Raw genomic sequence first — 21,989 nt, forward strand, 5'->3', positions numbered from 1 at the left:
ACCCGGCCGGGTTCAGCCCAGCGCGCGACCGACCGCGACGGCTCGCGTGTCCGGCGCCGCCACCCGCGCGGCGTCGGCCTCCTGGTCCCCCGGCTCGGTCTGCGAGCGGCGCTCGGCCTCCACCCGCGCGCTGTAGCTGGCCACCTCGTTGGCGATCCGCTGCTCGTCCCAGCCGAGCACGCCGGCGACCGCGCGGGCGACCGGCTCGGCGCACTCCACGCCGCGGTGCGTGGTCTCGATGGAGATCCGGGTGCGGCGGGCCAGCAGGTCGTCGAGGTGCAGCGCCGCCTCGTGCCCGGCGGCCCAGACCATCTCGGCCATGAGGTACTCCTCGGCCCCGGGCACCGGGTCCAGCAGCTCCGGCCGGTCCTCGGCCAGCGCCAGGAGGTCCGGGGTCAGCGAGCCGAACCGGTTCAGCAGGTGCTCGGCGCGGAAGCGGGGGATGCCCCAGCGCCGGGAGAGGCCGTCGAGGGAGTTCAGCATCGCCGCGTAGCCCTCGGCGCCCACGAGCGGGATGTTGTCCGTGACGCTCGGGGGCACCCGGCGGCTGACGTCCTGCGCCACGGCGTCCACCGCGTCCGCCGCCATGGGGCGGTAGGTCGTGTACTTGCCGCCGGCCACGGCGATGACCCCCGGCATCGGCCGGGCGACGGCGTGCTCCCGGGAGAGCTGGCTGGTCGACTCGCTCTCCCCGGACAGCAGCGGGCGCAGCCCGGCGTACACCCCGGTGATGTCGTCGTGGGTCAGCGGGACCGACAGCACCCGGTTGACGTGGTGGAGGATGTAGTCGATGTCGGCCTTGCTGGCCGCCGGGTGCGCCTTGTCCAGCTCCCAGTCGGTGTCCGTGGTGCCGACGATCCAGTGGCTGCCCCACGGGATGACGAACAGCACCGACTTCTCGGTGCGCAGGATCAGCCCGGCCTCGCCGTTGATCCGGTCGCGGGGGACGACGATGTGCACGCCCTTGCTGGCCCGCACGTGGAACCTGCCGCGGCCGCCGACCAGCGTCTGGACGTCGTCGGTCCACACCCCGGTGGCGTTGACGACGACCTCGCTGCGGACGTCGACCTCGTCGCCGGTCTCCACGTCGCGGACCCGCGCGCCGACCACCCGGCCGCCGGCGTGCTCGAAGGCGACGACCTCGGCGGAGTTGAGCACGGTCGCCCCGTAGGCCGCGGCGGTGCGGGCCACGGTCAGGGTGTGCCGGGCGTCGTCGGCCTGGGCGTCGTAGTAGCGGACGGCGCCGACGAGCGCATCGGGCTTGAGCGCCGGGAACATCCGGCGGGCACCGGTGCGGGTCAGGTGCTTCTGCGCGGGCATCGGCTCGGACAGCGCGCCGAGCCGGGCCAGCCCGTCGTACAGCGCGAGCCCGGCGGTCACGTACGGCCGCTCCCAGCCGCGGTGGGTGAGCGGATAGAGGAACGGCACCGGCTTGACCAGGTGCGGGGCGAGCCGGTTGACCGACAGGTCGCGCTCGTGCAGCGCCTCCCGGACCAGGCCGAAGTCGAACTGCTCCAGGTAGCGCAGCCCCCCGTGGAAGAGCTTCGAGGAGCGGGACGAGGTCCCGCTGGCGAAGTCGCGCGCCTCGACCAGCGCGGTGCGCAGACCCCGGGTCGCGGCGTCCAGCGCCACCCCCGCCCCGGTCACGCCGCCGCCGACGACGAGCACCTCGAAGCCACCCTCGGCGAGTTCGGCCCAGGCCTGCGCTCGCTGCTCAGGTCCGAGCGGGCGTACTGCCGTCATCTGCACTCCCCGGGGATGCCCGCCCACCGGGCGGGACGCGCTGGTGAGGCGCCGTGTCAGCGGTGCACCTCCGTGTCACTGCCCTCGGCCGCGGGGTGGGCGTGCTGCCCCGCCCCCGGCTGAGCCCACGGTAGGTCGGCCCCGGGCGCGGCGTCGACGCACGGCGTCCGACATCGTCGTACCGACGGGGGACCGGGCGGTTCGCCGATGCCTTAGCGTCGCGCCATGCCGGGCACCGTGCAATCCGTCGAACGAGCGGCGGCGATCCTCCACGTCGTCGCAGGAACGCGTGGTGCGCTCGGCGTCACCGACATCGCCGAGGCCGTCGGTCTGGCCAAGACGACCACCCACGGCCTGCTGCGCACGCTGCTGCACGTGGGGTTCGTGGAGCAGGACCGGGAGACCGGCCGGTACACCGTCGGCCCCGGCCTGCGGCGGCTGGGCAGCCCCCTCGACGTCAACGAGGTGCGCTCGCGCGCCTCGAACTGGGCCGATGCGCTGGCCGCCCGCAGCGGGCACACGGTGCGGCTGGCCACCCTCGCCGGCGAGGAGGAGGTGGTCGTCGTCCACCACGTCTTCCGGCCCGACGACTCGGCGCAGGAGCTGGAGGTGGGGGTCGCGCTGCCCGCCCGGACGACGGGGCTCGGCAAGGTCCTCCTGGCGCACTCGCCCGAGCCCCGGGCCGCGCGGAACGCGCCCGACGGGCGGGCCACCGAGCTGGCCGAGGTGCGGGCCCGGGGCTGGGCCGCCGAGCGGGGCGAGCACGAGCCCGGGCGCGGGTGCATCGCCGCGCCCGTCCGCGGGCCTGGCGGCCCGGTCGTGGCCGCGCTCGGGGTCAGCGGCCCGGTGACCTCGCTGTTCGACGGCCGCGGTGCACCGCGCGGCCTGCTGCTGGGCATGGTCACCGACGCGGCCGCCGCCGTCTCCCGCGAGCTGGGGTACGGCGGTGCCTGACCGCTACGTGCTCGCCGTCGACCAGGGGACGACGTCGACCCGGTCGCTGGTCTTCGACCGCGGTGGCCGCATGGTCGCCGTCCGGCAGCGCGAGCACCGCCAGCACTTCCCCCGGCCCGGCTGGGTGGAGCACGATCCCATGGAGATCTGGGCGAACACCCGGTGGACGGCCGACCAGGTGCTGGCAGACGTCGGCGCGGCGGGCGGTGTGGTCGCCCTGGGCATCGCCAACCAGCGGGAGACCACCGTCGTCTGGGACCGGGCGACGGGCCGGCCCGTGCTCCGCGCCCTGGTCTGGCAGGACACGCGTACCGCGGAGCTGGTGTCCGAGCTCTGCGCGCGCCCGGACGCCGGCCTCGTCCCCGAGCGCAGCGGCATGGCCATCGCCGGCTACTTCTCTGGGCCACGGCTGCGCTGGATCCTCGAGCACGTGCCCCGCGCCCGGGAGCGGGCCGAACGCGGGGAGCTGCTGTTCGGGACGATGGAGACCTGGCTGATCTGGAACCTCACCGGCGGCCCGGAGGGCGGCCGGCACGTCACCGACGTGACGAACGCCAGCCGCACCCTGCTGATGGACGTCCGCAGCTGCCGCTGGGATCCCGACCTGCTGGCCTTCTTCGGCATCCCGGCGGCGATGCTGCCCGAGATCCGTCCCTCGGTCGGCATGCTGGGCACCGCCACCGCGCTCGCCCAGCCGCTGCCCATCACCGGGGCGCTCGGGGACCAGCAGGCCGCGCTGTTCGGGCAGGCCTGCTTCGCGCCGGGGGAGGCCAAGTGCACCTACGGCACCGGCAGCTTCCTGCTGCAGAACACCGGCACCGAGCTGGTGCGCACGCGCTCGGGCTCGATCAGCACGGTCGCCTACCAGCTGGCGGGGGAGCCGGTGCGGTACGCCCTCGAGGGCTCGGTCGCGGTCGCCGGCGCCCTGGTGCAGTGGCTCCGCGACGGGCTGGGGCTGATCGGCACCGCCCCCGAGGTGGAGACGCTGGCCCGCACGGTGGCGGACAACGGCGGCTGCTACGTCGTCCCCGCGTTCTCCGGCCTGCTGGCCCCGCACTGGCGGGGCGAGGCCCGGGGGCTGGTGGCCGGGCTGACCTCCTACGTCACCAAGGGGCACCTGGCCCGGGCGGTGCTCGAGGCCACCGGCTGGCAGACCCGCGACGTCGTCCGGGCGATGGCGGCCGACTCCGGGTTGTCGCTGCCCGCGCTCCGGGTGGACGGCGGGATGACCACCAACAACCTGCTGATGCAGTTCATCGCCGACGCGCTGGACACGCCGGTGGTCCGCCCGATGGTGGGGGAGACCGTGTCGCTGGGGGCCGCGTACGCCGCCGGGCTGGCGGTCGGCGTCTGGTCCGACGTCGAGGCGCTGCGCCGCAACTGGCACCGCGCGGCGCAGTGGACGCCTTCGCCGGAGACGACCCGGGCGCTGACCGCCGAGTACCCGCGCTGGGAGCGGGCGGTGCAGCTCAGCATCGCGTGGGGGGCGCCGTGAAGGGAGCTGTCCGATGATGTCGAACCGGCACTGTTGTCCGCGTCACAGTGGCGCTCCTACGGTCCGCGGGACGGCTCCGGCGGTGTGATCTCCCGGGGTCCGACGACATCCGCGACCCGCGACGCTGCGGGCCCACCTCGAGGAGCGCCTGAACGTGGACACCACGAGCCTCTGGACAGTCTTCGGCAGCGAAGTGCTCGGCACCGGGATCCTGCTGCTGCTCGGCGTCGGGGTGGTCGCCAACGTCGCGCTGCCCAAGACGTTCGGCAACGGCGGCGGCTGGATCGTCGTCATCTTCGGCTGGGGGCTCGCGGTCTTCGCCGGCGTCTTCGCCGGCGCGAGCTCCGGCGCGCACATCAACCCGGCCGTCACCGTCGGCCTGCTGGTGAGCGGGACCGACGAGTACACCGCCGGGGTTCCCGTCAGCGTCGCCAGCACGTTCGTGTACTTCGCCGGCCAGCTGACCGGCGCCTTCCTCGGCGCGGTCCTCGCCTACCTCGCCTACTACGGGCACTACAACGACCCGGAGGCCGCCGGGACCCAGCTGGGCACCTTCGCCACCGGGCCGGCGACCGGCACGGTCAAGGACAACGTGGTGAGCGAGGTCATCGGCACGTTCGTGCTCGTGTACATCATCCTCCGGTTCGGCGACACCCCCACGCAGCTCGGCCCGCTGGCCGTCGCCCTGCTCGTCGTCGGCATCGGCGCCTCGCTCGGCGGCCCCACCGGCTACGCCATCAACCCCGCCCGCGACCTCGGTCCGCGCCTCGCCCACGCCGTCCTGCCCATCCGGGGCAAGGGCGGCAGCAACTGGGGGTACGCCTGGGTCCCGATCGTGGGCCCGCTCGTCGGTGCCGTCCTCGCGGGCGGCCTGTCGCACGTCCCGTTCTGACCGCCCAACCGAGAGGAACTCCCATGCCGCAGTACGTCGCAGCCATCGACCAGGGCACCACGAGCACCCGCTGCATGATCTTCGACCACGACGGCGCGGTCGTGTCGGTCGGGCAGAAGGAGCACGAGCAGATCTTCCCGAGGGCCGGGTGGGTCGAGCACGACGCGATGGAGATCTGGCGCAACACCCGCGAGGTGGTCGGCCAGGCCATCGCCCGCAGCGACGCCGGCCCCGCCGACATCGTCGCCGTGGGCATCACCAACCAGCGCGAGACCGCCGTCGTCTGGGACCGGGCGACCGGTGAGCCGGTCTACAACGCCATCGTCTGGCAGGACACCCGCACCACGAAGATCATCGAGGACCTCGGCGCGCTGGGCGGCGGGGCCGACCGGTACAAGGACCGGGTCGGGCTGCCGCTGGCCACCTACTTCGCCGGGCCCAAGATCCGCTGGATCCTGGACAACGTCGAGGGCGCCCGCGCGCGGGCCGAACGCGGCGAACTGCTCATGGGGACCATCGACTCCTGGCTGATGTGGAACATGACCGGCGGTGCCGACGGCGGCCAGCACCTCACCGACGTCTCCAACGCCTCGCGCACGATGCTCATGGACTACCGGACGCTGGCCTGGGACGAGTCCATCGCCGAGGAGATGGGCATCCCGGTGTCGATGCTGCCGGAGATCCGCTCCAACTCGGAGGAGTACGGCAAGGGGCGCAAGGCCGGATTCCTCGCCGGGGTGCCGATCTCAGGATCGCTGGGTGACCAGCAGGCGGCGACGTTCGGGCAGGTCTGCTTCGAGCGGGGGATGGCCAAGAACACCTACGGCACCGGCAACTTCATGCTGCTGAACACCGGCGAGGAGGCCGTGCCGTCGCAGAACGGCCTGCTCACGACGCTGTGCTACCAGCTCGGCGACGCGAAGCCCGTGTACGCGCTGGAGGGGTCGATCGCGGTCACCGGGTCGCTGGTGCAGTGGGTGCGCGACAACCTCGGCATGATCAGGAGCGCCCCGGAGATCGAGGACCTGGCCCGCTCGGTCGACGACAACGGCGGCTCCTACTTCGTCCCGGCGTTCTCCGGGCTGTTCGCCCCGCACTGGCGATCCGACGCCCGCGGGGCCGTCGTCGGGCTGACCCGGTACGTGAACAAGGGCCACCTCGCCCGGGCGGTGCTGGAGGCGACCGCCTACCAGACCCGCGAGGTGCTCGACGCCATGAACGCCGACTCCGGCGTCGACCTGACCGAGCTGCGGGTGGACGGCGGGATGGTCGGCAACGAACTGCTCATGCAGTTCCAGGCCGACCTGCTCGACGTGCCGGTGATCCGCCCGGAGATCGCCGAGACCACCGCGCTGGGCGCCGCCTACGCGGCCGGGCTCGCGGTGGGCTTCTGGTCCGACCTCGACGAGCTGACCGCCAAGTGGGCCGAGGACAAGCGCTGGGAACCGCAGATGGCGGCCGAGGAGCGGGAGCGGAACTACCGCAACTGGCAGAAGGCGGTGACGAAGTCCCTGGACTGGGTCGACGAGGACACTCTGTGATCTGTCGTCCTCCCGGACGACACCGCGACCAGGTGCCGTCCCCGACCGGCGCCGAGCCACTGCCCGTGTCCCGGTCGGGAACCCTCCGGGCCCCGCGACCGGTCCACCGCGGCCAGGTGCCGTCCCCGACCGGCGCCGAGCCACTGCCCGTGTCCCGGTCGGGAACCCTCCGGGCCCCGCGACCGGTCCACGCCGGCTGAATGCCGTACCCCGGCGGTCCTCGACCGGCCCGCCGGGGTCCGGCATCACCTCCCGAGGGCCGCCGTCACGACGGCCTTGGCCTCCTCCTGCACCTGGGCGAGGTGCTCGGGGCCGCGGAAGGACTCCGCGTAGATCTTGTAGACGTCCTCGGTGCCCGAGGGGCGGGCGGCGAACCAGGCGTTCTCCGTGGTCACCTTGAGGCCGCCGATCGGGGCGTCGTTGCCCGGGGCGCGGGTGAGCTTGGCGGTGATCGGTTCGCCGGCCAGCTCGGTCGCGGCGACGTCCTCGGGGGAGAGCTTGCCCAGGGCCGCCTTCTCCGCGCGGCTCGCCGGGGCGTCGATGCGGGCGTAGGCCGACTCCCCGAAGTGGTTGGTGAGCTGCTCGTGCAGCTTCGAGGGGGACCGGCCGGTGACGGCCTGGATCTCGGCGCCCAGCAGCGCGAGCAGGATGCCGTCCTTGTCCGTCGTCCAGACGCCGCCGTCGCGGCGCAGGAAGGAGGCGCCGGCCGACTCCTCGCCGCCGAAGGCGACCGAGCCGTCGAGCAGGCCCGGGACGAACCACTTGAAGCCGACGGGCACCTCGACCAGCCGGCGGTCCAGGTCGGCCACCACCCGGTCGATGAGCGAGCTGGACACCAGGGTCTTGCCGACGGCGACCTCCTTGGCCCAGCCGGGGCGGTGGCTGAGCAGGTAGGCGATCGCGACGGCGAGGAAGTGGTTCGGGTTCATCAGCCCGCCGTCGGGGGTGACGATGCCGTGCCGGTCGGCGTCGGCGTCGTTGCCGGTGGCGATCTGGAACTCGTGCCGGCGGTCGACCAGCGACGCCATCGCCGAGGGGGAGGAGCAGTCCATCCGGATCTTGCCGTCCCAGTCCAGCGTCATGAAGCGCCAGGTGGGGTCGACGAGCGGGTTGACGACGGTGAGGTCCAGCCGGTGCCGCTCGGCGATGGCGGCCCAGTAGTCGACGCTGGCGCCGCCGAGCGGGTCGGCGCCGATGCGGACCCCTGCCTCGCGGATCGCGTCGAGGTCGACGACCTCGGGCAGGTCGTCGACGTAGCTGCCGAGGAAGTCGTAGGTCTGCGCCGCGGCGCGCGCCTGCTCGACCGGCACCCGGCGGACCCCGCTGAGCCCGGCCCGGAGCAGGTCGTTGGCCCGGCCGGCGATCCAGCCCGTGGCATCGGTGTCGGAGGGCCCGCCGCTGGGCGGGTCGTACTTGAAGCCGCCGTCGCGCGGCGGGTTGTGCGACGGCGTCACCACGATGCCGTCGGCCAGCCCCTGCTGCTTGCCCTGGTTGGCCCGCAGGATCGCGTGGCTGATCGCGGGCGTGGGGGTGTACCGGCCGCCGGCGTCGACCAGCACGGGAACGTCGTTGGCGGCCAGCACCTCCAGCGCCGTCGCCCAGGCCGGCTCGGAGAGCGCGTGGGTGTCCCGGCCGAGGAAGAGCGGCCCGTCGAAGCCCTGCTCGGCCCGGTACTCGCAGATCGCCTGCGTGGTCGCGAGGATGTGCGCCTCGTTGAACGCCGCATCGAGCGACGACCCGCGGTGCCCGGAGGTGCCGAACGCGACCTGCTGGGCGGGCTCGGCCGGATCCGGCTCGACGGTGTAGTACGCGCTGACCACCGAGGCCACGTCGATCAGGTCGGCGGGCTGGGCGGGCTGTCCGGCGCGGGCGTCGCTCATGCCGTTGATCTTGACGCCCGCGCCGGTCCGGCGCGAGCTCAGGCGCCCCGGCGGGGCTCGCCCCGGTAGGTGCCGAACTGCCACAGGTTGCCCTCGGGGTCCCGGGCGGCGAAGTCCCGGCTGCCGTGGTCGGTGTCGTAGGGCGGCCGGACGATCTCGGCGCCGGCGGCGACCGCGCGGGCGTGCACGGCGTCCGGGTCGGCCGTGACCACGTAGCAGCCGGTGGACTCCACCGGCCACTGCCCGCCGTCGTCGCGCACCGAGCCGAGCATGACGCCGCCGCCCTCGGGCCAGTCGAGCTGGGCGTGGTCCACCCGCCCGCCCTCGCCGTAGGTGACGGTCTCCTCGAAGCCGAACGCGTCGACGAGGAAGCGGATGAGCGCCCGGGCGTCGCGGGCGCGGAAGGCGGGCCACACCTGCGGCGGCGGGGCCTGGCCCGCGCCGGGTGCCTCTGCGGTGGTCATCGGGTTCGTCATGCCCCCGAGAGTGCCGAGTCCAGCGCGGAGGTGTCTTGCACGTATCCGAACTCCGCGGCCAGCCAGCGGGTCGGCGCCAGCCCCGAGAACGCCGTCCACTCCCGGGTCAGGTGCGCCTGGTCGCTGAACCCGGCGGCGACGGCGAGGCCGGCGAGGTCCGGCGGCAGACCACGGGAGACGCGGGCGGCGAGCGCGCGGCGGGCCGCATCGAACCGCACCACGCGGGCCGCCTCCTTCGGGCCCAGCCCCGTCTCGGCGCGGAACCGCCGCTCGAGGTACCGGGTGGACCAGCCGACCCGGGCGGCCACCTGGGCGACGCGCAGCCGGCCGCCGCCCGCCGTCGTCAACCGCCAGGCCTCGCCCACCTCCGCCGGGACGCCGTCGTCGTCCCGCAGCCTGCGCAGCAGCCCCTGGTCGAGCGCGGCGAACCGGGCCGGCCAGCCGTCGGCGGCGCGGACCCGGGCGAGCAGCTCCCCGCCCGCCGGGCCCAGCAGGTCCTCCAGCGCGACGTCCGCCGAGGCCAGTTCGCCGGCGGGTACGCCGAGCAGCGCCCGCGCGCCCAGCGGCGTGAGGGAGAGCTGGATGCCGGCCTGCCGGCCGGGGTGGACGATGCGCGCCGGGCGGGTGTGCAGCCCGCCCACCAGGGCGTCGAACCGGCCGGGGGACTGCGCCGGGTCGGGATGCGCCGCCATCTCCAGCGGGTCGTCCAGGGTGAGGACGACGGTCAGCCAGGGGGAGGGGAGGCCCAGGTGCTCGCCGGGCGGGAAGCCCTCGTGCCGGTAGCCGAGCGCGGCGGCGACGTCGGGGCGCAGCACCGGGTGCGGGCGGTGCACCACCGACTCCTGCCGCACCCGGCCAGGATGGCAGCGGGGGGCCCGGTGCTCCAGGGGGTCCGCGACGCCGGCGGACCAAGCCGTCCGCGCGGACGGTGGTCCGTGGGCCCGTGAGAACTCAGTAGCCGGCGGTGGACGCGACCCCGAAGAGGACGAAGAGGGTGAAGAGCCCCACCCCGATCCAGCCGAGCACGATCCCCGCCGTCGCCATGCCACCGCCGGCCTCGCCGCGCTCCTGGATCTGCCGCTTGGCGACGTAGCCGAAGACCAGCGCCAGGATGCTGCCGATCCAGTACAGCCAGAGGATGCCCAAGACCATCGAGGCGATGGCCATGCCGTTGGTGCGCTGCGGCGGCGCGTACGGGTAGCCGCCGTACGGCGGCTGGCCGTAGGGGCCGGGGTACGGCTGCCCGTAGGGACCGGGGTGACCGCCCGGCGGCGGAGGCGGCGGGCCCTGGTAGCCGCCGGGCTGCGCAGGACCGCCGTAGGGCGCCGGCTGCTGACCCCAGGCCGCCGGGGCCGGCCGGTACGGATCGTCGGCGCCGGGGTGGTTCGGACCGGAGTACGTCATCTGCTCGCTCCTGTGGCGGGTGGCGCCGGGAGCACGTCCCCGGCGGTCGCACCATCGTGACGGTCGACGGGGGCCGCACGGACGCGGCGCGCGGCATCGACCACCCCGACGAGGGAGCGTTCGGAAGACGCGGACCCCGGCACCGCGTCGGCGTCGCTGGCCGTGGGTCGTGCCCGTCCGCCTCGATCAGGTGGACGTCGGGCTCACCGGGTGCGCCGGTGCCCTCCCACGGATTCGTCGACCACGCCGAGTCGGCGGGCGTCCCGCCCACCGCGCTGAGCTGCGGTTTCTGTCGTACCCGGGGCCTAGATTCGGGGTGTCGGTCGAGGCCTGGCGGGAGGGAGCGAGCACGTGTCCGAGCTGCGCTCCGCCCTCGACGAGCTGGCCGCGATCGACCTGACCGATCTGTCGGACGACACGTTGCTCGACCTCGTCGGCGAGCTGAGCACCACCGCGAGCCGGGTCGCCGCGGCACTCACCACCGCGGTACGGGCGGCCGACCGCCGGGAGGCCTACCGCCGTGACGGCGCCGTCTCCATGCAGGCCTGGTTGCGCGGCAGCTGCCGCATGGCGCCCGAGCAGGCGACGGCCACGGTGTCGACCGGCCGGAGGCTCGAACAGCTTCCGGAGACCGCGGCGGCTTTCGCCGCCGGAGCGATCAGCGCCGCGCACGCCCGGGTCATCACGAAGGCCATGACGCCCGGCCGGATCGCCAAGGCTGCCGAGATGGGGATCGACCTCGGCGAGACCGACGGCATCCTGGCCGACCTTGCCCGGGCCACGGCCCCGCACGAGACCGCTCGGGGCGTGAAGGAGTGGGTCGCCGGGGTGGACCCGGACGGGACGCTGGACGACGCTGCCGATGTCCGCCGACGTTTCAGCATGGCGTCCGGCCTTGACGGGCGCGTCCACCTCCGCGGCGAGCTGGATGCCGCCGGCGGTGAGTACCTGCACAGCGCGCTGGGTGCTCTCATGAACGGCGACCGCCCTGCTGGTGACACCCGCTCCCACGCCGAGCGACAGGCCGATGCGCTGGTCGCGCTGGCTCGTGGGGCTCTCGACGGGGGCTCCCTCCCCGACGTCCGCGGTGAACGGCCGCACGTGCGGGTGACGATCGACTGGTTCGCCCTGTGCGCCGCGCGAGGAGCTCCCGGCGTGGCCGGCGGATCCCTGGGCTGGGCCGGTCCCATCAACCCCGAGACGGCACGCCGGCTGGCCTGCGATGCCAGCGTCGTCCGCGTCATCACCGGCCCGGACGGGCTGCCACTGGACGTCGGCCGCGCTCAGCGGACCTCGTCAACGGCGATCCGCCGGGCCATCGAGGTCCGTGACGCGCACTGCGTCTTCGCGGGCTGCGACGCCCCGCCGGAGTGGTGCGACGTCCACCACGTCGTGCACTGGGCGCACGGCGGGCCGACGAGCTGCGACAACGGCGCACTCCTCTGCGAGCGGCACCACACGAGCTGCCACGAAGGCGGGTTCGCCATCCGGCGAGATCCCGGCACCGGCCGCTGGCACACCTACCGGCCGGACGGCACCGAGATCCTCAGCCGCGCCGGCACCTGACCCGCCGGCGGCCCGCCGCCGCCCGCTACGCGCCGCGCGGGGCGTACATGATCACCGCGACGCCGACGAGGCAGATCAGCGCGCCGGCGACGTCGTACCGGTCCGGCCGGAACCCGTCGACGGCCATGCCCCAGGCCAGGGACCCCGCGACGAAGACACCGCCGTAGGCGGCGAGGATCCGGCCGAAGTTCGCGTCGGGCTGCAGCGTGGCCACGAAGCCGTACAGCCCGAGCGCGATCACCCCGGCACCGATCCAGGCCCAGCCGCGGTGCTCGCGCACTCCCTGCCACACGAGCCAGGCACCCCCGATCTCGGCCAGCGCCGCCAGCGCGAAGAGCACCAGGGAGCGGAGGACGGTCACCGCTCCACCGCGCCCGGGCCCTGCGACTCCTCCTCGACTCCGTCGAGGCCCTGCGCCTCCTCCTCGACTCCGTCGAGACCCTGCGCCTCCTCCTCGACTCCGTCGAGGCCCTGCGACTCCTCCTCGACTCCGTCGAGACCCTGCGACTCCTCCTCGACTCCGTCGAGACCCTGCGCCTCCTCCTCGACTCCGTCGAGAAAGCGCCGCAGCGTCGCCAGGAAGACCTCCGGCTGCTCGGAGTGCACCCAGTGCCCGGCGTTCTTCACCTTGACCAGCCGCGTGGAGGGGAAGAGCGCGTCCATCTGCGGCCGGTCCTCGGGCAGCACGTAGTGGGAGTTCGCCCCCGCGATCCACAGCACCGGGCCGTCGAACACCGCGCCCGGCGGCGGGTCGGGGAAGCCGCGCAGCTCGCCGAGGTCCCGCGCGAGGAGCTCGAGGTTCAGCCGCCAGTGCCAGCCGTCGCCCTCCTCCTCCCGGCTCAGGCTCTGCAGCAGGAAGCTGCGGACCATCCGGCTGGGGACGGCGGTGCGCAGGGCGGCGTCGGCGTCGGACCGGGACTCCAGCGCCCCCAGGTCGATCGCCCGCATCGCGGCGATGAAGGCGGCGAACGGGGAGGCCTCCTCGTCGGGGTCCTCGGTCCGGCCGCCCTTCAGCGGGTACTCGACCGGGGCGATGTCGACGGCGACGAGCGCGCGCAGGAGCTCGGGCCGGCGCAGCGCCAGCTGCATCGCGACCTTGCCGCCCATGGAGTGGCCGACGAGCGTGGCCGGTTCCCCGAAGGACTCCAGCTCCGCGGCGACAAGTTCGGCCATGTCCACGTAGTCGACCCGCTCGGTCCACGGGGAGTGTCCGTGGTTGGGCAGGTCCAGCAGCGTCACCCGGTGGTCGCCGGCCAGACCCTTGGCGATCGTCGTCCAGTTCTTCCCCTGGCCGAACAGGCCGTGCACGAAGACGACGCGCGGGCCGGCCTCACCCAGCGTCCGGGCGTGCAGGGCTTCCTCGGCGTTCTCCGTCACCGGGCGATTCCACCAGAGCGCGCGGATCCGCGCGGCCCCGCGGTCAGTCCAGCACGACCTCCGTCTCGCCGGTGGCGGCGTCCAGCGTGATGTGCCCCCGCTGGAAGTCGACGCGGCTGCCGCCCTCGACGGCCTGGACGCCGCTCGTCGGGTAGCCCAGCGGCCCCAGCTCCCAGCCGGTCTGGCCCCAGCGCGACCAGATGGGCCCGTACACCTCGTGCGCGCCCGTGCTCGGCGAGAAGTAGATCGAGGCGCCACCGGGCCGGGAGAAGTTCTGGTACCGCCCGACGCCGTCCGGCGAGCTGCGCTCGCCGGTGATCGGGTAGCCCAGCGGCCCGAGCTCGTAGGCCAGCGACCCGTAGTGCCCGCGGATGGCCCCGTAGATCTCGTGCGCCCCGGTCGCCGGCGTGAAGTAGATCGTCCCCGGACGGGAGAAGTTCTGGTAGCGCCCCACCCCGTCCGGCGAACCGCGCTCCCCCGTCGTCGGGTAGCCCAGCAGGCCCAGCTCGTAGCCCAGCGACCCGTAGTGCCCGCGGATGGCCCCGTAGATCTCGTGCGCCCCCGTCGCCGGGCTCCAGTAGATCGTCGCCGGTCGGGCGAAGTTCTGGTAGGCGCCGGCACCGTCCGGCGAGCGCATCTCCCAGCCCACCGGCACTCCGAGCATGCCGCCCTCCTGGCCCAGCGCGCGGTACCGGGCCTCGATCGCCGACCAGGTGACCGGGACGCCCATGCGCGAGCCCGCCTGCTCCCGCTCGGCGATGACCGGCCACACGTTGGCCCGGCAGCCCTGCAGCGAGATCGACTGCTGCTGCATCACCCAGGCGGTGCGGCCCGCGGTCGGGCAGTCGGTGTGCGGGATCCCGATCCAGTGCCCGACCTCGTGCAGGATCACGTACCGCTGGTACAGCGCCAGGTCGTGCGGCCACGCGGCCGTGCCGAACCGCCAGCGCTCGTCGTTGATGTAGACCGAGCGCCCGACCCGGCAGCTCCACTGGGCGCTGCACCCCGGCGAGGCCGCCGCGATCACCGACGGCGAGGCCAGGATCAGGTCGAAGTCGCTCCCCGAGCCGACCTGCTGGAACGCCAGGGTCCCACCCAGGCTCCAGCCGCGCGGATCGGTGAGCGCGTCGCGCGCGACGTCGGCGAAGTGCCCGAGGTCGCCGGCGACCGCCCCGCGGGTGGAGACCGTGTAGGTCACCGTCCGCTCCGCGGCGGAGGCACCGGTGGGCTGCAGGAGCACCGCCGCCACGGCGACGAGGGTGGCGAGGATGAGGCGCAGGGTTCTGGTCATGAGGTCCTCCGGCGCGGGCAGCGGTGCCCGTGCGTCGCATCCGGGCCGGCGGACGGCGGGGACCGATCGAGCGCCGGCTGCTGTCGCCGACCGGTCTACCGCATCGGTGCCCCCGGTTGGCATGTCGGTCGCGTGACGATCGCCCCGACGGCGCGCTCGCTGCCTGCCCGGAGCCGTCGTCCCCGGCCTCTACCGTGCCGGAGGACCGACGAGGGGATGCAGATGCCAGGACGACGCCGGAGCGCGGGCAGCGGCCGCAGCACGGGCAGCAGCACGCGTACCCGCCGGACGACGGCGGCGACGACGCGGAAGACGACCCCGCGGAAGGCGGCACCGCGGAAGGCCGCCCCCGACCTGCCCGCCGCCGGCCCGGGGGAGCGGGTCTGGGTGCTGGCCGTGCCCTTCCGCGCTCCCGCGCCGGGCGCCGTCTGGCACCCCGGGCTGCAGGCCCACGTCTGGGTCGGCGCGGCGCTGCCCCCGGAGCTCGCGCCCTACGACCCGCCGGCGTACAGCCTGGAGCGCTTCCTCGAGGACGAGCTCAACGAGACGCCGCGCCCGCTGCCGGTGACCCCCGCGCTGGTGCCGCGCCCCCAGCAGGAGGAGGGCGCCGCGGTGGTCGCCGCGCACGCCGCCGCAGGAGGCCGGGTCTTCCTGCTCGGCGACGACCCTGGGGTGGGCAAGACCGGGACGGCGATCCTGGCGGTGCACGAGATCGCCGCGCAGCGGCCGGTGCGCACCGTCCTGGTCATCGCCGACCGGCCGGCCGCGATCACCATCCCGCACTGGGCGCGCTCGATCGCCGGCTTCGGCGACGGCGGCCTGCGGTGGTGCGTCACCACGTGGGACCGGCTGGGCAAGGTGGCGAAGCTGCGCTTCGACGTCGTCGTGGCCGACGAGGCCCACATGGTGCGGCACACGACGACGCAACGGTGGAAGCACTGGAAGGCCGTCTCCGGCGCCGCGCGGGTCAAGGACACCCCGTACGTGCTGGCCGCGACCGCGACGCCGGCGCACACGCCCCTGGAGCTGCCCTACCTGGCGCCCGAGCTCGCCGCCCGGCACGGCGAGTCCATCAAGGAGTGGGCCGACCTTCCCAAGGCGCTCGTGCGGCACACGTTCCACGTGGAACGTGGCCGCTACGGCTGGCAGTGGACCGAGGACGCCGACGAGCGCCGGGCGGACCTCGCCCGCCTGCAGTCCTGGCTCGCCGACGCCGACCCGCCCGCCACGCTGCACCGCCCGGCGCCCTGGGGGCCGGTGTCGGTCACGGGCACGCCGGTGCTGCTCACCCCGGCCGAGCGGGCGCAGTACGAGGCCGGGTGGTCGGAGTTCCGCGCGGAGATGCAGCTGGCCCGGCGCGGCCGGCAGACCGCGCGCGGCCGGGCGGCGCTGCTGCGGTTCCGCCAGAAGGCCGGGCTGATCCGCGTGCAGGCCACCGTCGACTGGATCAAGGCGCAGGTGGAGGCCGAGCGGCAGGTCGCGGTGTCGGTGGAGTTCGTGGAGACGGCGGCCGACCCGATCCGCGAGGCGCTGCTCGACGCCGGCATCCCGGTGGCGTCGATCTACGGCCGCGACCGCTTCGACGTCGAGGCCGAGCGGCTGCGCTTCCAGCGCGGTGACGCCGCGGTCTGCGTCTTCACCGTCACCGCGTCGATCAGCCTGCACGCCGGTGAGCTGCTGCCCGGCGGGTCCACGGCATCGGAGATCCCGCGGGTGGGGCTGTTCCACCAGCCGCGCTTCTCCGGCATCCAGGCGCGGCAGGTCACCGGGCGCACCCACCGCGACGGGCGCTCCTCGCCGTGGCGGGTCGCCTTCGCCGCCGACACGGTGGAGGAGCAGGTGGCGCGGGTGATGGTCGAGCGGCTGGCCGTCAGCGGCTCCACCGCCGGGGCGGACACCTCCTCCCTGCAGGAGATCGCCGAGCTCCTCGACGCCGACTGGCTGCCCGCGGCCGCGCTCACCGAGGGCTGAGCCGGGGATAGCGACGGCGGAGGGCACGGCCGTCCGGCAGCGTGCGGCCGGCCAGCAGCGCCACGAGCCGGCCGCTGTCGGCGCGGACCACCTCGCCCTCCCCGCGGGACCAGCCGGCGTCGGTGGCGTCGAGGCGGGCACCGGTCAGGTCGACGCCGAAGACCGCGCCGTCCGCAGCCGCGACGTGGTCGAGGACGGCGAGCACCGCGTCGTCGGGAGCGACCGGCGGCCGGTCGAGCGCGACGGTCACGTCGAGCGAGTGGACGACGGCGTGCGTCAGGGCACCGGCAGCGCCGCCGCCCGGCGGCTGCCACCGGTGCAGCACCGGCGAACGCAGCGCCGCCAGGAGCTCGGCCGCCGGCAGGGTGGCGTCGCGGCCCGCCACCGTGTCGGAGACCAGGGTGAAGTCCCCACCCGCGGCAGCCAGCTCGGCGCCGAACTGCTCGGGGGTCAGCCGCGCCGGCATGGTCACGTGCGCCACCACGTGCCGGGCCCGCCAGCCCGCGCACAGCGATGGTCCGTCCCACGCCCCCGGCTCGGCGTCCAACAGGTCGGCGAGGCCGCCGTACGTCCTCGCCACCCAGGCCCGGACCTCGTCCGGGTCCGCGTCGCCCGCTCCGGTCATCCCCATCCCCTCTCGTCGGCCGGTGGGCCACGGAGCCGACCGGTCCTCCCTGCACACGACCTCCGGGAGCGCCGGAACTCATCGCTCCCCGCGAGCAGCGCTCAGCCGAGCAGGGCCGGCAGGTCCAGCACCGTGGCGGGGACGAGCCACAGCGCCACCGACGTCCACCACCAGGGACGTGCCGGCAGCCGGGCCCAGCGCCGGGCGAGCATCGTCAGCGGCCCGGCCAGCAGCGCGAACACCGACCACAGCTCGCCGATGAACCAGAAGTAGATCGCGATCCCGTCGTCGACCATGGTCGGGTCGACCGGCGTCCAGCCGGCCTCCATGGCCACCACCCACCCGGTCAGCCAGGTGTTGATGAGCGGGAAGCGGCACAGCCAGCCCAGCGCCAGCCCGAGGACCACGCACAGCGCCCAGCCGAGCGGGGTCGGCAGGCGGCGACGCACGCCCCCGGCGGGATCCGTTCCGGTTGCAGCGGTCATCGCGGGGTGGCCGGCTCGAGCCGGACGTGCGCCCCCGCACCGACGATCGTCATGCCGTCACCGTCCACGGCCACCGCGGTGCCGTCGGCCAGCCCGAACACCGTGTGCGCCAGGTCCCGGGCGGCTACCCGCAGCGCCTCCTCGGAGGCGTTCGGGAAGTACGGCGAGCCCAGGTGCGGCAGCACCAGGAAGTCCACCAGGCCCAGGCCGACGGAGTCCTCCGGCTGCGGCTTCGCCGAGGCGCTCAGGCGGAGGTCCGGGCCCAGCACCATGCTCCCCGCGCTGATCCCGACGAGCAGCCGCGAGGCGAGCAGCCCGGGCAGCCGGTCGGCCAGCCCGGAGCGTCGCAGCCACCGCAGCAGGTGCGTGGTGTCCCCACCGGTGAGCACCAGGACGTCGGACGCCTCCAGCCGGGGCCCCCAGACATCGGCCTCCAGCGCGGAGACGTCCACGATGTCGACCTCGGCGAACCCGGCGCGCTGCAGGTTCACGTAGTCGGCGATCAGCCAGCCCTTGTCGCCCGCGATGACGTTGGCCGCCGTGGGCACGACAGCGGCCCGGAGCCCGGACAGCGGGCGGCCGACCAGCTCCTCGGCGGCCGCCACGAGGGAGGGATCGCAGAGGCCGGCAGAGGTCAGCAGCAGCTTCACGCGGGGCAGAGCCAGTCGTCCGACGACGGCGCCTGGACGTCCTCCAGCGGCGGGAAATGGGTGCGGAAGGTGAACGCCTCGGGGGTGGGGCCGTGCGCCCGCAGGTGGCGGATGCGGGCCTCGGCGTCGTCGGTCGTGGGCAGGGTGCCGGCCGGGACCCACCAGAGCGCCGTGGTGGCCTCCGCGGCGCGGTGGAACCACTCCCGGCGCCGCCGCATGATCTGCACGTGCCGGCCGCCGAACACGTAGCCGGCCAGGGACTCGACGTCGCGCCAGACGGTGAGGTTCACGATCACGCCGTGGCTGCCGGCGGCGTCCCACCCGAAGGCCTGCACCGAGGTGGCGTTCCCGTCCTCGGTCTGCAGCCGCCAGACGAAGCCCGGTGCACGGTCGGCCTCGGCGTTGACCTCGTCGAGGGCGGCCATGAAGTTGGTCAGCACCGGGCTGCCCAGCGGCGCGAGCAGCCGGGAGACGTTGACCTGCGCGAGGTGGTGGGCCACGCGCCGGAACCTAGGCGATCCGCACCCGTGCAGGCCAGCGTCCCCCCACCCGGCGGGACACCGGCCGCCTGCTGCGCTAGGTTCTGCCCCGTACGTGGCACGGGGTGTCCCGCCCGGGACTGAGATCACACCCGCCGAACCTGCTCCAGTTCGCACTGGCGAAGGGATGTCACCGGCATGTCCGATGCTGTGGAAGTCGTCGACCTGCGCGCTGCCCGCACGGCGCTGCGCGAGCACGCACCGCTCGTCCACTGCCTGACCAACACGGTCGTGCAGACGCTCACCGCCAACGCGCTGCTCGCGGTGGGCGCCGCCCCGGCGATGGTCGACGCACCGCAGGAGGCCGGCGACTTCGCCGCCATCGCCTCCGCCGTCCTGGTCAACGTCGGCACGGTCAACGCGCGCACCGCCGAGGCGATGCGGCTGGCAGCCCGGTCGGCCGGGGCCGCCGGCACCCCGTGGGTGCTCGACCCGGTGGCCGTCGGCGCCCTGGCCTACCGGACGGCGCTCGCCGGCGAGCTGGTGGCGCTCGCGCCCGCCGTGGTCCGGGGCAACCCCTCCGAGATCATGGCGCTGACCGGGGCCGGCTCCGGTGGGCGCGGGGTGGACAGCACCGCGGGCGCCGACGACGCCGCCTCCGCCGCCGCGGGGCTCGCCGGGCGCACCGGGGGTGTGGTCGCCGTCAGCGGTGAGGTGGACCTGATCACCGACGGCGCGCGGACCGTCCGCGTCGGCGGCGGCTCACCGCTGCTCACGCGCACCACCGGCGCCGGGTGCGCGCTCGGGGCGCTGGTCGCCGCCTACGTCGCCGCGACCCGCGACCCGCTGACCGGTGCGGTGGCCGCGCACGCGCACGTCGCCCTCGCCGCGGAGCGGGCCGCGGCGACCGCCGCCGGACCCGGCACCTTCGCGGCGGCGTGGCTCGACGCCCTCGACGCCGTCGGCCCCGACGACCTCGCGGGCGCAGACGTGCGGAGCGCCTGATGCGCCCGTCGTTCGACCCGACGCTCTACCTGGTCACCGACACGCAGCTGTGCCGGCCGCGACCGGTCGCCGACGTCGTGCGCGCCGCGGTCGCCGGTGGCGTCACCGCCGTCCAGGTGCGCGACAAGGAGGCCTCGCGCCGGGAGCTGCTGGCGCTGACCCGCTCGGTCCAGGCCGCACTCGCCGACCGGCCGGACGTGGCGGTGGTGGTGAACGACGCGCTGGACGTCGCCCTGCTGGCCGGCGCCTCGGGCCTGCACGTCGGGCAGGAGGACCTGCCGGTCGCCGAGGTGCGGGCGGCGCTCGGGCCGGACCGGCTGGTGGGCCTCTCCGTGGAGAGCACCGACGACCTCACCGCCGCGCTCCGCCTCCCGGACGGCACCGTCGACCTCCTGGGGCTGAGCCCGGTGTGGGCGACGCCGACCAAGCCCGAGGCGGGTCCGGGGCTCGGCCTGGCCGCCGTCCGGGAGCTGGCCGCCACCGCGCGGGCTGCGGGGCTGCTCGCCGTGGCGATCGGCGGCATCGACGCCACCCGGGCAGCCGCCGTGGCGGCCACAGGCGTGGACGGCGTGTGCGTGGTGTCGGCGATCTGCACGGCAGCCGACCCGCGGGCCGCGGCGGCGGCGCTGCGCGCGGAGCTGACCCCGGTGGGTGCGCGGTGACGCCGACCGCGCTCACCGTGGCCGGCAGCGACCCCAGCGGCGGCGCGGGCGTCCAGGCGGACCTGAAGACCTTCAGCGCCCTCGGCACCTACGGGACGGCGGTGCTCACCGCGCTCACCGCGCAGAGCACCCGCGGCGTCACCGGCGTGCACCCCGTGCCCGCGCCGTTCGTCACCGAGCAGCTGCACACCCTGCTCGACGACGTCGCGGTGCACGCCACCAAGCTCGGCATGCTGGGCAGCGCGGACGTAGTGCGGGCGGTGGCCGCCGTGCTGGCCGAGCGGCGCCCCGGCCCGGTCGTCTGCGACCCGGTGATGGTGGCCACCAGCGGCCACCGGCTGATCGACGACGACGCGGTGGCCGCGGTCCGCACCGAGCTGCTGCCGGTGGCCGACCTCATCACGCCCAACGTGCCGGAGGCCGCCGCGCTGCTGGACGCCGCACCGGCGGCCGACGTCGCCGCGCTGCACGAGCAGGCGCGGGCGCTGCTGGCCCTCGGACCCCGCGCGGTGCTGCTCAAGGGCGGCCACCTGGGCGGGCCCGAGAGCGTCGACGTCCTCGCCACCGCCTCCGGCACCACCGAGAGCCGGCGGCCCCGCGTCGACACGACGGCGACGCACGGCACCGGGTGCACGCTCTCCTCGGCGCTGGCCGCGCTCGCCGCCCGCGCCGGTGGGACCCCCGACTGGGCCGCCCTGGTGGAGCCCGCCCGCGACTACCTGCAGCGGGCGCTCGCCGCGGGCGCCGCGCTGGGGATCGGCTCCGGCTCCGGCCCGGTGCACCACTTCGCCGGGATCTGGCCGGCGTGACCGGCTTCTGCGACCGGGCCTGGGCGGCGACGGCCGATCTCCGCCGGGTGATCGACGAGCTGCCCTTCCTCGCCGAGCTGGCGGACGGCACCCTCGCCCCGGAGGCGTTCCGCCACTACCTGGAGCAGGACGCGCTCTACCTCGGCGGCTACGCCCGGGCGCTCGCGCTGCTGGCAGCCCGGGCACCCGATGCGCCGGCGGCCGCGTTCTGGGCCGGCTCGGCGCAGAACTGCGCGGTGGAGACCCAGCTGCACGCCGACCTGCTCGGCACCGACCTGCTGGGGACACCGGACGGCGCGCCGGTCGCGTCGCCGACCTGCCTGGCGTACACGTCCTACCTGGTGGCGACGGCAGCGACGGCGCCCTACCCGGCCGCCGCCGCGGCCGTCCTGCCCTGCTACTGGGTGTACGCCCACGTCGGAAGCCGCCTGGCCCCGGTGGCGCGGTCGGCCGCCGACCACCCCTACCGCCGGTGGGTCGCCACCTACGACGCCGCCCCGTTCCAGGAGGCCACGGCCACCGCCCGCCGGCTGACCGACGCCGCGGCGCGGTCGGCCCCCGACCAGGAGGCCGCGATGCTCACCGCGTTCGCCGTCGCCACCCGGTACGAGCTCGAGTTCTGGCGTGCCGCCCACGCCCGCGAGAGCTGGGCCGTCCCGGTCTGACCGCGGGCCGCACGCCCCG

22 protein-coding genes and 1 riboswitch are annotated in these 21,989 nt (G+C 75.1%); of the genes, 10 read left to right on the forward strand and 12 right to left on the reverse strand.

The genetic code is table 11. From position 1 onward, the window contains the following. Positions 1 to 12: 12 nt before the first annotated feature. Positions 13 to 1,743: a glycerol-3-phosphate dehydrogenase/oxidase gene (locus BMW62_RS10550; RefSeq protein WP_091930825.1), complete on the reverse strand. Its 1,731-nt coding sequence runs from the start codon at positions 1,741 to 1,743 to the stop codon at positions 13 to 15. A 225-nt stretch (positions 1,744 to 1,968) separates the two neighbouring features. Here BMW62_RS10550 and BMW62_RS10555 point away from each other — a divergent pair, with 225 nt between their 5' ends. The 4 genes from BMW62_RS10555 (at position 1,969) to glpK (BMW62_RS10570) (ending at position 6,625) form a co-directional block, all read left to right on the forward strand. Continuing rightward, positions 1,969 to 2,697, forward strand: a complete 729-nt coding sequence (locus BMW62_RS10555) for an IclR family transcriptional regulator (RefSeq protein WP_091930826.1) — start codon at positions 1,969 to 1,971, stop codon at positions 2,695 to 2,697. Next, complete coding sequence (gene glpK, locus BMW62_RS10560; RefSeq protein WP_091930827.1) at positions 2,690 to 4,192, forward strand: glycerol kinase GlpK; 1,503 nt, start codon at positions 2,690 to 2,692, stop codon at positions 4,190 to 4,192. The genes BMW62_RS10555 and glpK (BMW62_RS10560) overlap by 8 nt, the downstream gene beginning before the upstream one ends. Positions 4,193 to 4,346: 154 nt before the next feature. Further along, positions 4,347 to 5,084 carry an MIP/aquaporin family protein gene (locus BMW62_RS10565; RefSeq protein ID WP_091930828.1) on the forward strand — a complete coding sequence of 246 codons (738 nt, stop codon included), beginning with the start codon at positions 4,347 to 4,349 and terminating at the stop codon, positions 5,082 to 5,084. Between the two features lie 23 nt (positions 5,085 to 5,107). Then, positions 5,108 to 6,625, forward strand: a complete 1,518-nt coding sequence (gene glpK / locus BMW62_RS10570) for a glycerol kinase GlpK (protein ID WP_091930829.1) — start codon at positions 5,108 to 5,110, stop codon at positions 6,623 to 6,625. Positions 6,626 to 6,870: 245 nt separating this feature from the next. Here the strand turns inward: glpK (BMW62_RS10570) and pgm are convergent, their stop codons facing one another. From pgm to BMW62_RS10590, 4 genes are all read right to left on the reverse strand, one after another. After that, positions 6,871 to 8,505 carry a phosphoglucomutase (alpha-D-glucose-1,6-bisphosphate-dependent) gene (pgm, locus tag BMW62_RS10575; protein WP_091930830.1) on the reverse strand — a complete coding sequence of 545 codons (1,635 nt, stop codon included), beginning with the start codon at positions 8,503 to 8,505 and terminating at the stop codon, positions 6,871 to 6,873. 38 nt (positions 8,506 to 8,543) lie between these two features. Further along, entirely contained in the window at positions 8,544 to 8,981 is a 438-nt protein-coding gene (locus BMW62_RS10580; RefSeq protein WP_244523957.1) for a VOC family protein, read from the reverse strand. Continuing rightward, positions 8,978 to 9,832: an AraC family transcriptional regulator gene (locus BMW62_RS10585; protein WP_091930831.1), complete on the reverse strand. Its 855-nt coding sequence runs from the start codon at positions 9,830 to 9,832 to the stop codon at positions 8,978 to 8,980. The genes BMW62_RS10580 and BMW62_RS10585 overlap by 4 nt, the downstream gene beginning before the upstream one ends. Positions 9,833 to 9,932: 100 nt before the next feature. Beyond that, positions 9,933 to 10,385 (reverse strand): DUF4190 domain-containing protein, encoded by a 453-nt coding sequence (locus BMW62_RS10590; RefSeq protein WP_091930832.1) that lies wholly within the window; start codon positions 10,383 to 10,385, stop codon positions 9,933 to 9,935. A gap of 351 nt (positions 10,386 to 10,736) precedes the next feature. On the opposite strand from BMW62_RS10590, the gene BMW62_RS10595 reads away from it, so the two are divergent. Next, the gene (locus tag BMW62_RS10595; RefSeq protein WP_170852324.1) at positions 10,737 to 11,951 is read left to right on the forward strand and encodes an HNH endonuclease signature motif containing protein; all 1,215 of its coding nucleotides are present in this window, start codon (positions 10,737 to 10,739) and stop codon (positions 11,949 to 11,951) included. Between the two features lie 25 nt (positions 11,952 to 11,976). On the opposite strand, the gene BMW62_RS10600 is transcribed toward BMW62_RS10595, so the two are convergent. From BMW62_RS10600 to BMW62_RS10610, 3 genes are read right to left on the reverse strand one after another with little or no spacing between them, the layout of a single operon-like run. Next, positions 11,977 to 12,312 carry a YnfA family protein gene (locus BMW62_RS10600; protein ID WP_091930834.1) on the reverse strand — a complete coding sequence of 112 codons (336 nt, stop codon included), beginning with the start codon at positions 12,310 to 12,312 and terminating at the stop codon, positions 11,977 to 11,979. Beyond that, positions 12,309 to 13,328, reverse strand: coding sequence for an alpha/beta fold hydrolase (locus tag BMW62_RS10605; RefSeq protein WP_244523958.1), 1,020 nt, complete (start codon positions 13,326 to 13,328; stop codon positions 12,309 to 12,311). The genes BMW62_RS10600 and BMW62_RS10605 overlap by 4 nt, the downstream gene beginning before the upstream one ends. 43 nt (positions 13,329 to 13,371) lie before the next feature. Then, positions 13,372 to 14,619 carry a DUF3152 domain-containing protein gene (locus BMW62_RS10610; protein ID WP_170852325.1) on the reverse strand — a complete coding sequence of 416 codons (1,248 nt, stop codon included), beginning with the start codon at positions 14,617 to 14,619 and terminating at the stop codon, positions 13,372 to 13,374. Between the two features lie 222 nt (positions 14,620 to 14,841). Between BMW62_RS10610 and BMW62_RS10615 the strand changes: the two genes are divergently transcribed. Then, entirely contained in the window at positions 14,842 to 16,590 is a 1,749-nt protein-coding gene (locus BMW62_RS10615) for a DEAD/DEAH box helicase (RefSeq protein ID WP_091930947.1), read from the forward strand. Here BMW62_RS10615 and BMW62_RS10620 read toward each other — a convergent pair. The 4 genes from BMW62_RS10620 to BMW62_RS10635 form a co-directional block, all read right to left on the reverse strand. Further along, positions 16,577 to 17,215, reverse strand: coding sequence for a maleylpyruvate isomerase family mycothiol-dependent enzyme (locus tag BMW62_RS10620; RefSeq protein WP_091930948.1), 639 nt, complete (start codon positions 17,213 to 17,215; stop codon positions 16,577 to 16,579). The genes BMW62_RS10615 and BMW62_RS10620 overlap by 14 nt on opposite strands. Before the next feature lie 101 nt (positions 17,216 to 17,316). Then, positions 17,317 to 17,664: a hypothetical protein gene (locus BMW62_RS10625; RefSeq protein ID WP_091930836.1), complete on the reverse strand. Its 348-nt coding sequence runs from the start codon at positions 17,662 to 17,664 to the stop codon at positions 17,317 to 17,319. A 32-nt stretch (positions 17,665 to 17,696) separates the two neighbouring features. Then, positions 17,697 to 18,350 carry a Type 1 glutamine amidotransferase-like domain-containing protein gene (locus BMW62_RS10630; protein ID WP_170852326.1) on the reverse strand — a complete coding sequence of 218 codons (654 nt, stop codon included), beginning with the start codon at positions 18,348 to 18,350 and terminating at the stop codon, positions 17,697 to 17,699. After that, positions 18,347 to 18,850 (reverse strand): DUF3291 domain-containing protein, encoded by a 504-nt coding sequence (locus BMW62_RS10635; protein ID WP_091930838.1) that lies wholly within the window; start codon positions 18,848 to 18,850, stop codon positions 18,347 to 18,349. Before BMW62_RS10635 ends, BMW62_RS10630 begins: the two co-directional genes overlap by 4 nt. Positions 18,851 to 18,940: 90 nt before the next feature. Continuing rightward, positions 18,941 to 19,034, forward strand: a riboswitch (TPP riboswitch). Here BMW62_RS10635 and thiM point away from each other — a divergent pair. The 4 genes from thiM to BMW62_RS10655 all read left to right on the forward strand — a co-directional run bounded on the left by thiM (position 19,028) and on the right by BMW62_RS10655 (position 21,970). After that, a complete protein-coding gene (gene thiM / locus BMW62_RS10640; RefSeq protein ID WP_091930839.1) occupies positions 19,028 to 19,834 on the forward strand; it encodes a hydroxyethylthiazole kinase in 807 nt (268 codons plus the stop codon). (Overlaps the previous riboswitch by 7 nt.) Beyond that, positions 19,834 to 20,496, forward strand: a complete 663-nt coding sequence (gene thiE, locus BMW62_RS10645; RefSeq protein ID WP_091930840.1) for a thiamine phosphate synthase — start codon at positions 19,834 to 19,836, stop codon at positions 20,494 to 20,496. The genes thiM and thiE overlap by 1 nt, the downstream gene beginning before the upstream one ends. Further along, complete coding sequence (thiD, locus tag BMW62_RS10650) at positions 20,493 to 21,305, forward strand: bifunctional hydroxymethylpyrimidine kinase/phosphomethylpyrimidine kinase (protein ID WP_091930841.1); 813 nt, start codon at positions 20,493 to 20,495, stop codon at positions 21,303 to 21,305. The genes thiE and thiD overlap by 4 nt, the downstream gene beginning before the upstream one ends. Beyond that, positions 21,302 to 21,970: a TenA family protein gene (locus BMW62_RS10655; RefSeq protein WP_211435082.1), complete on the forward strand. Its 669-nt coding sequence runs from the start codon at positions 21,302 to 21,304 to the stop codon at positions 21,968 to 21,970. The genes thiD and BMW62_RS10655 overlap by 4 nt, the downstream gene beginning before the upstream one ends. Positions 21,971 to 21,989 lie beyond the last annotated feature (19 nt).

This window comes from Blastococcus sp. DSM 46786, from assembly GCF_900109665.1.
Lineage (GTDB): Bacteria > Actinomycetota > Actinomycetes > Mycobacteriales > Geodermatophilaceae > Blastococcus > Blastococcus carthaginiensis.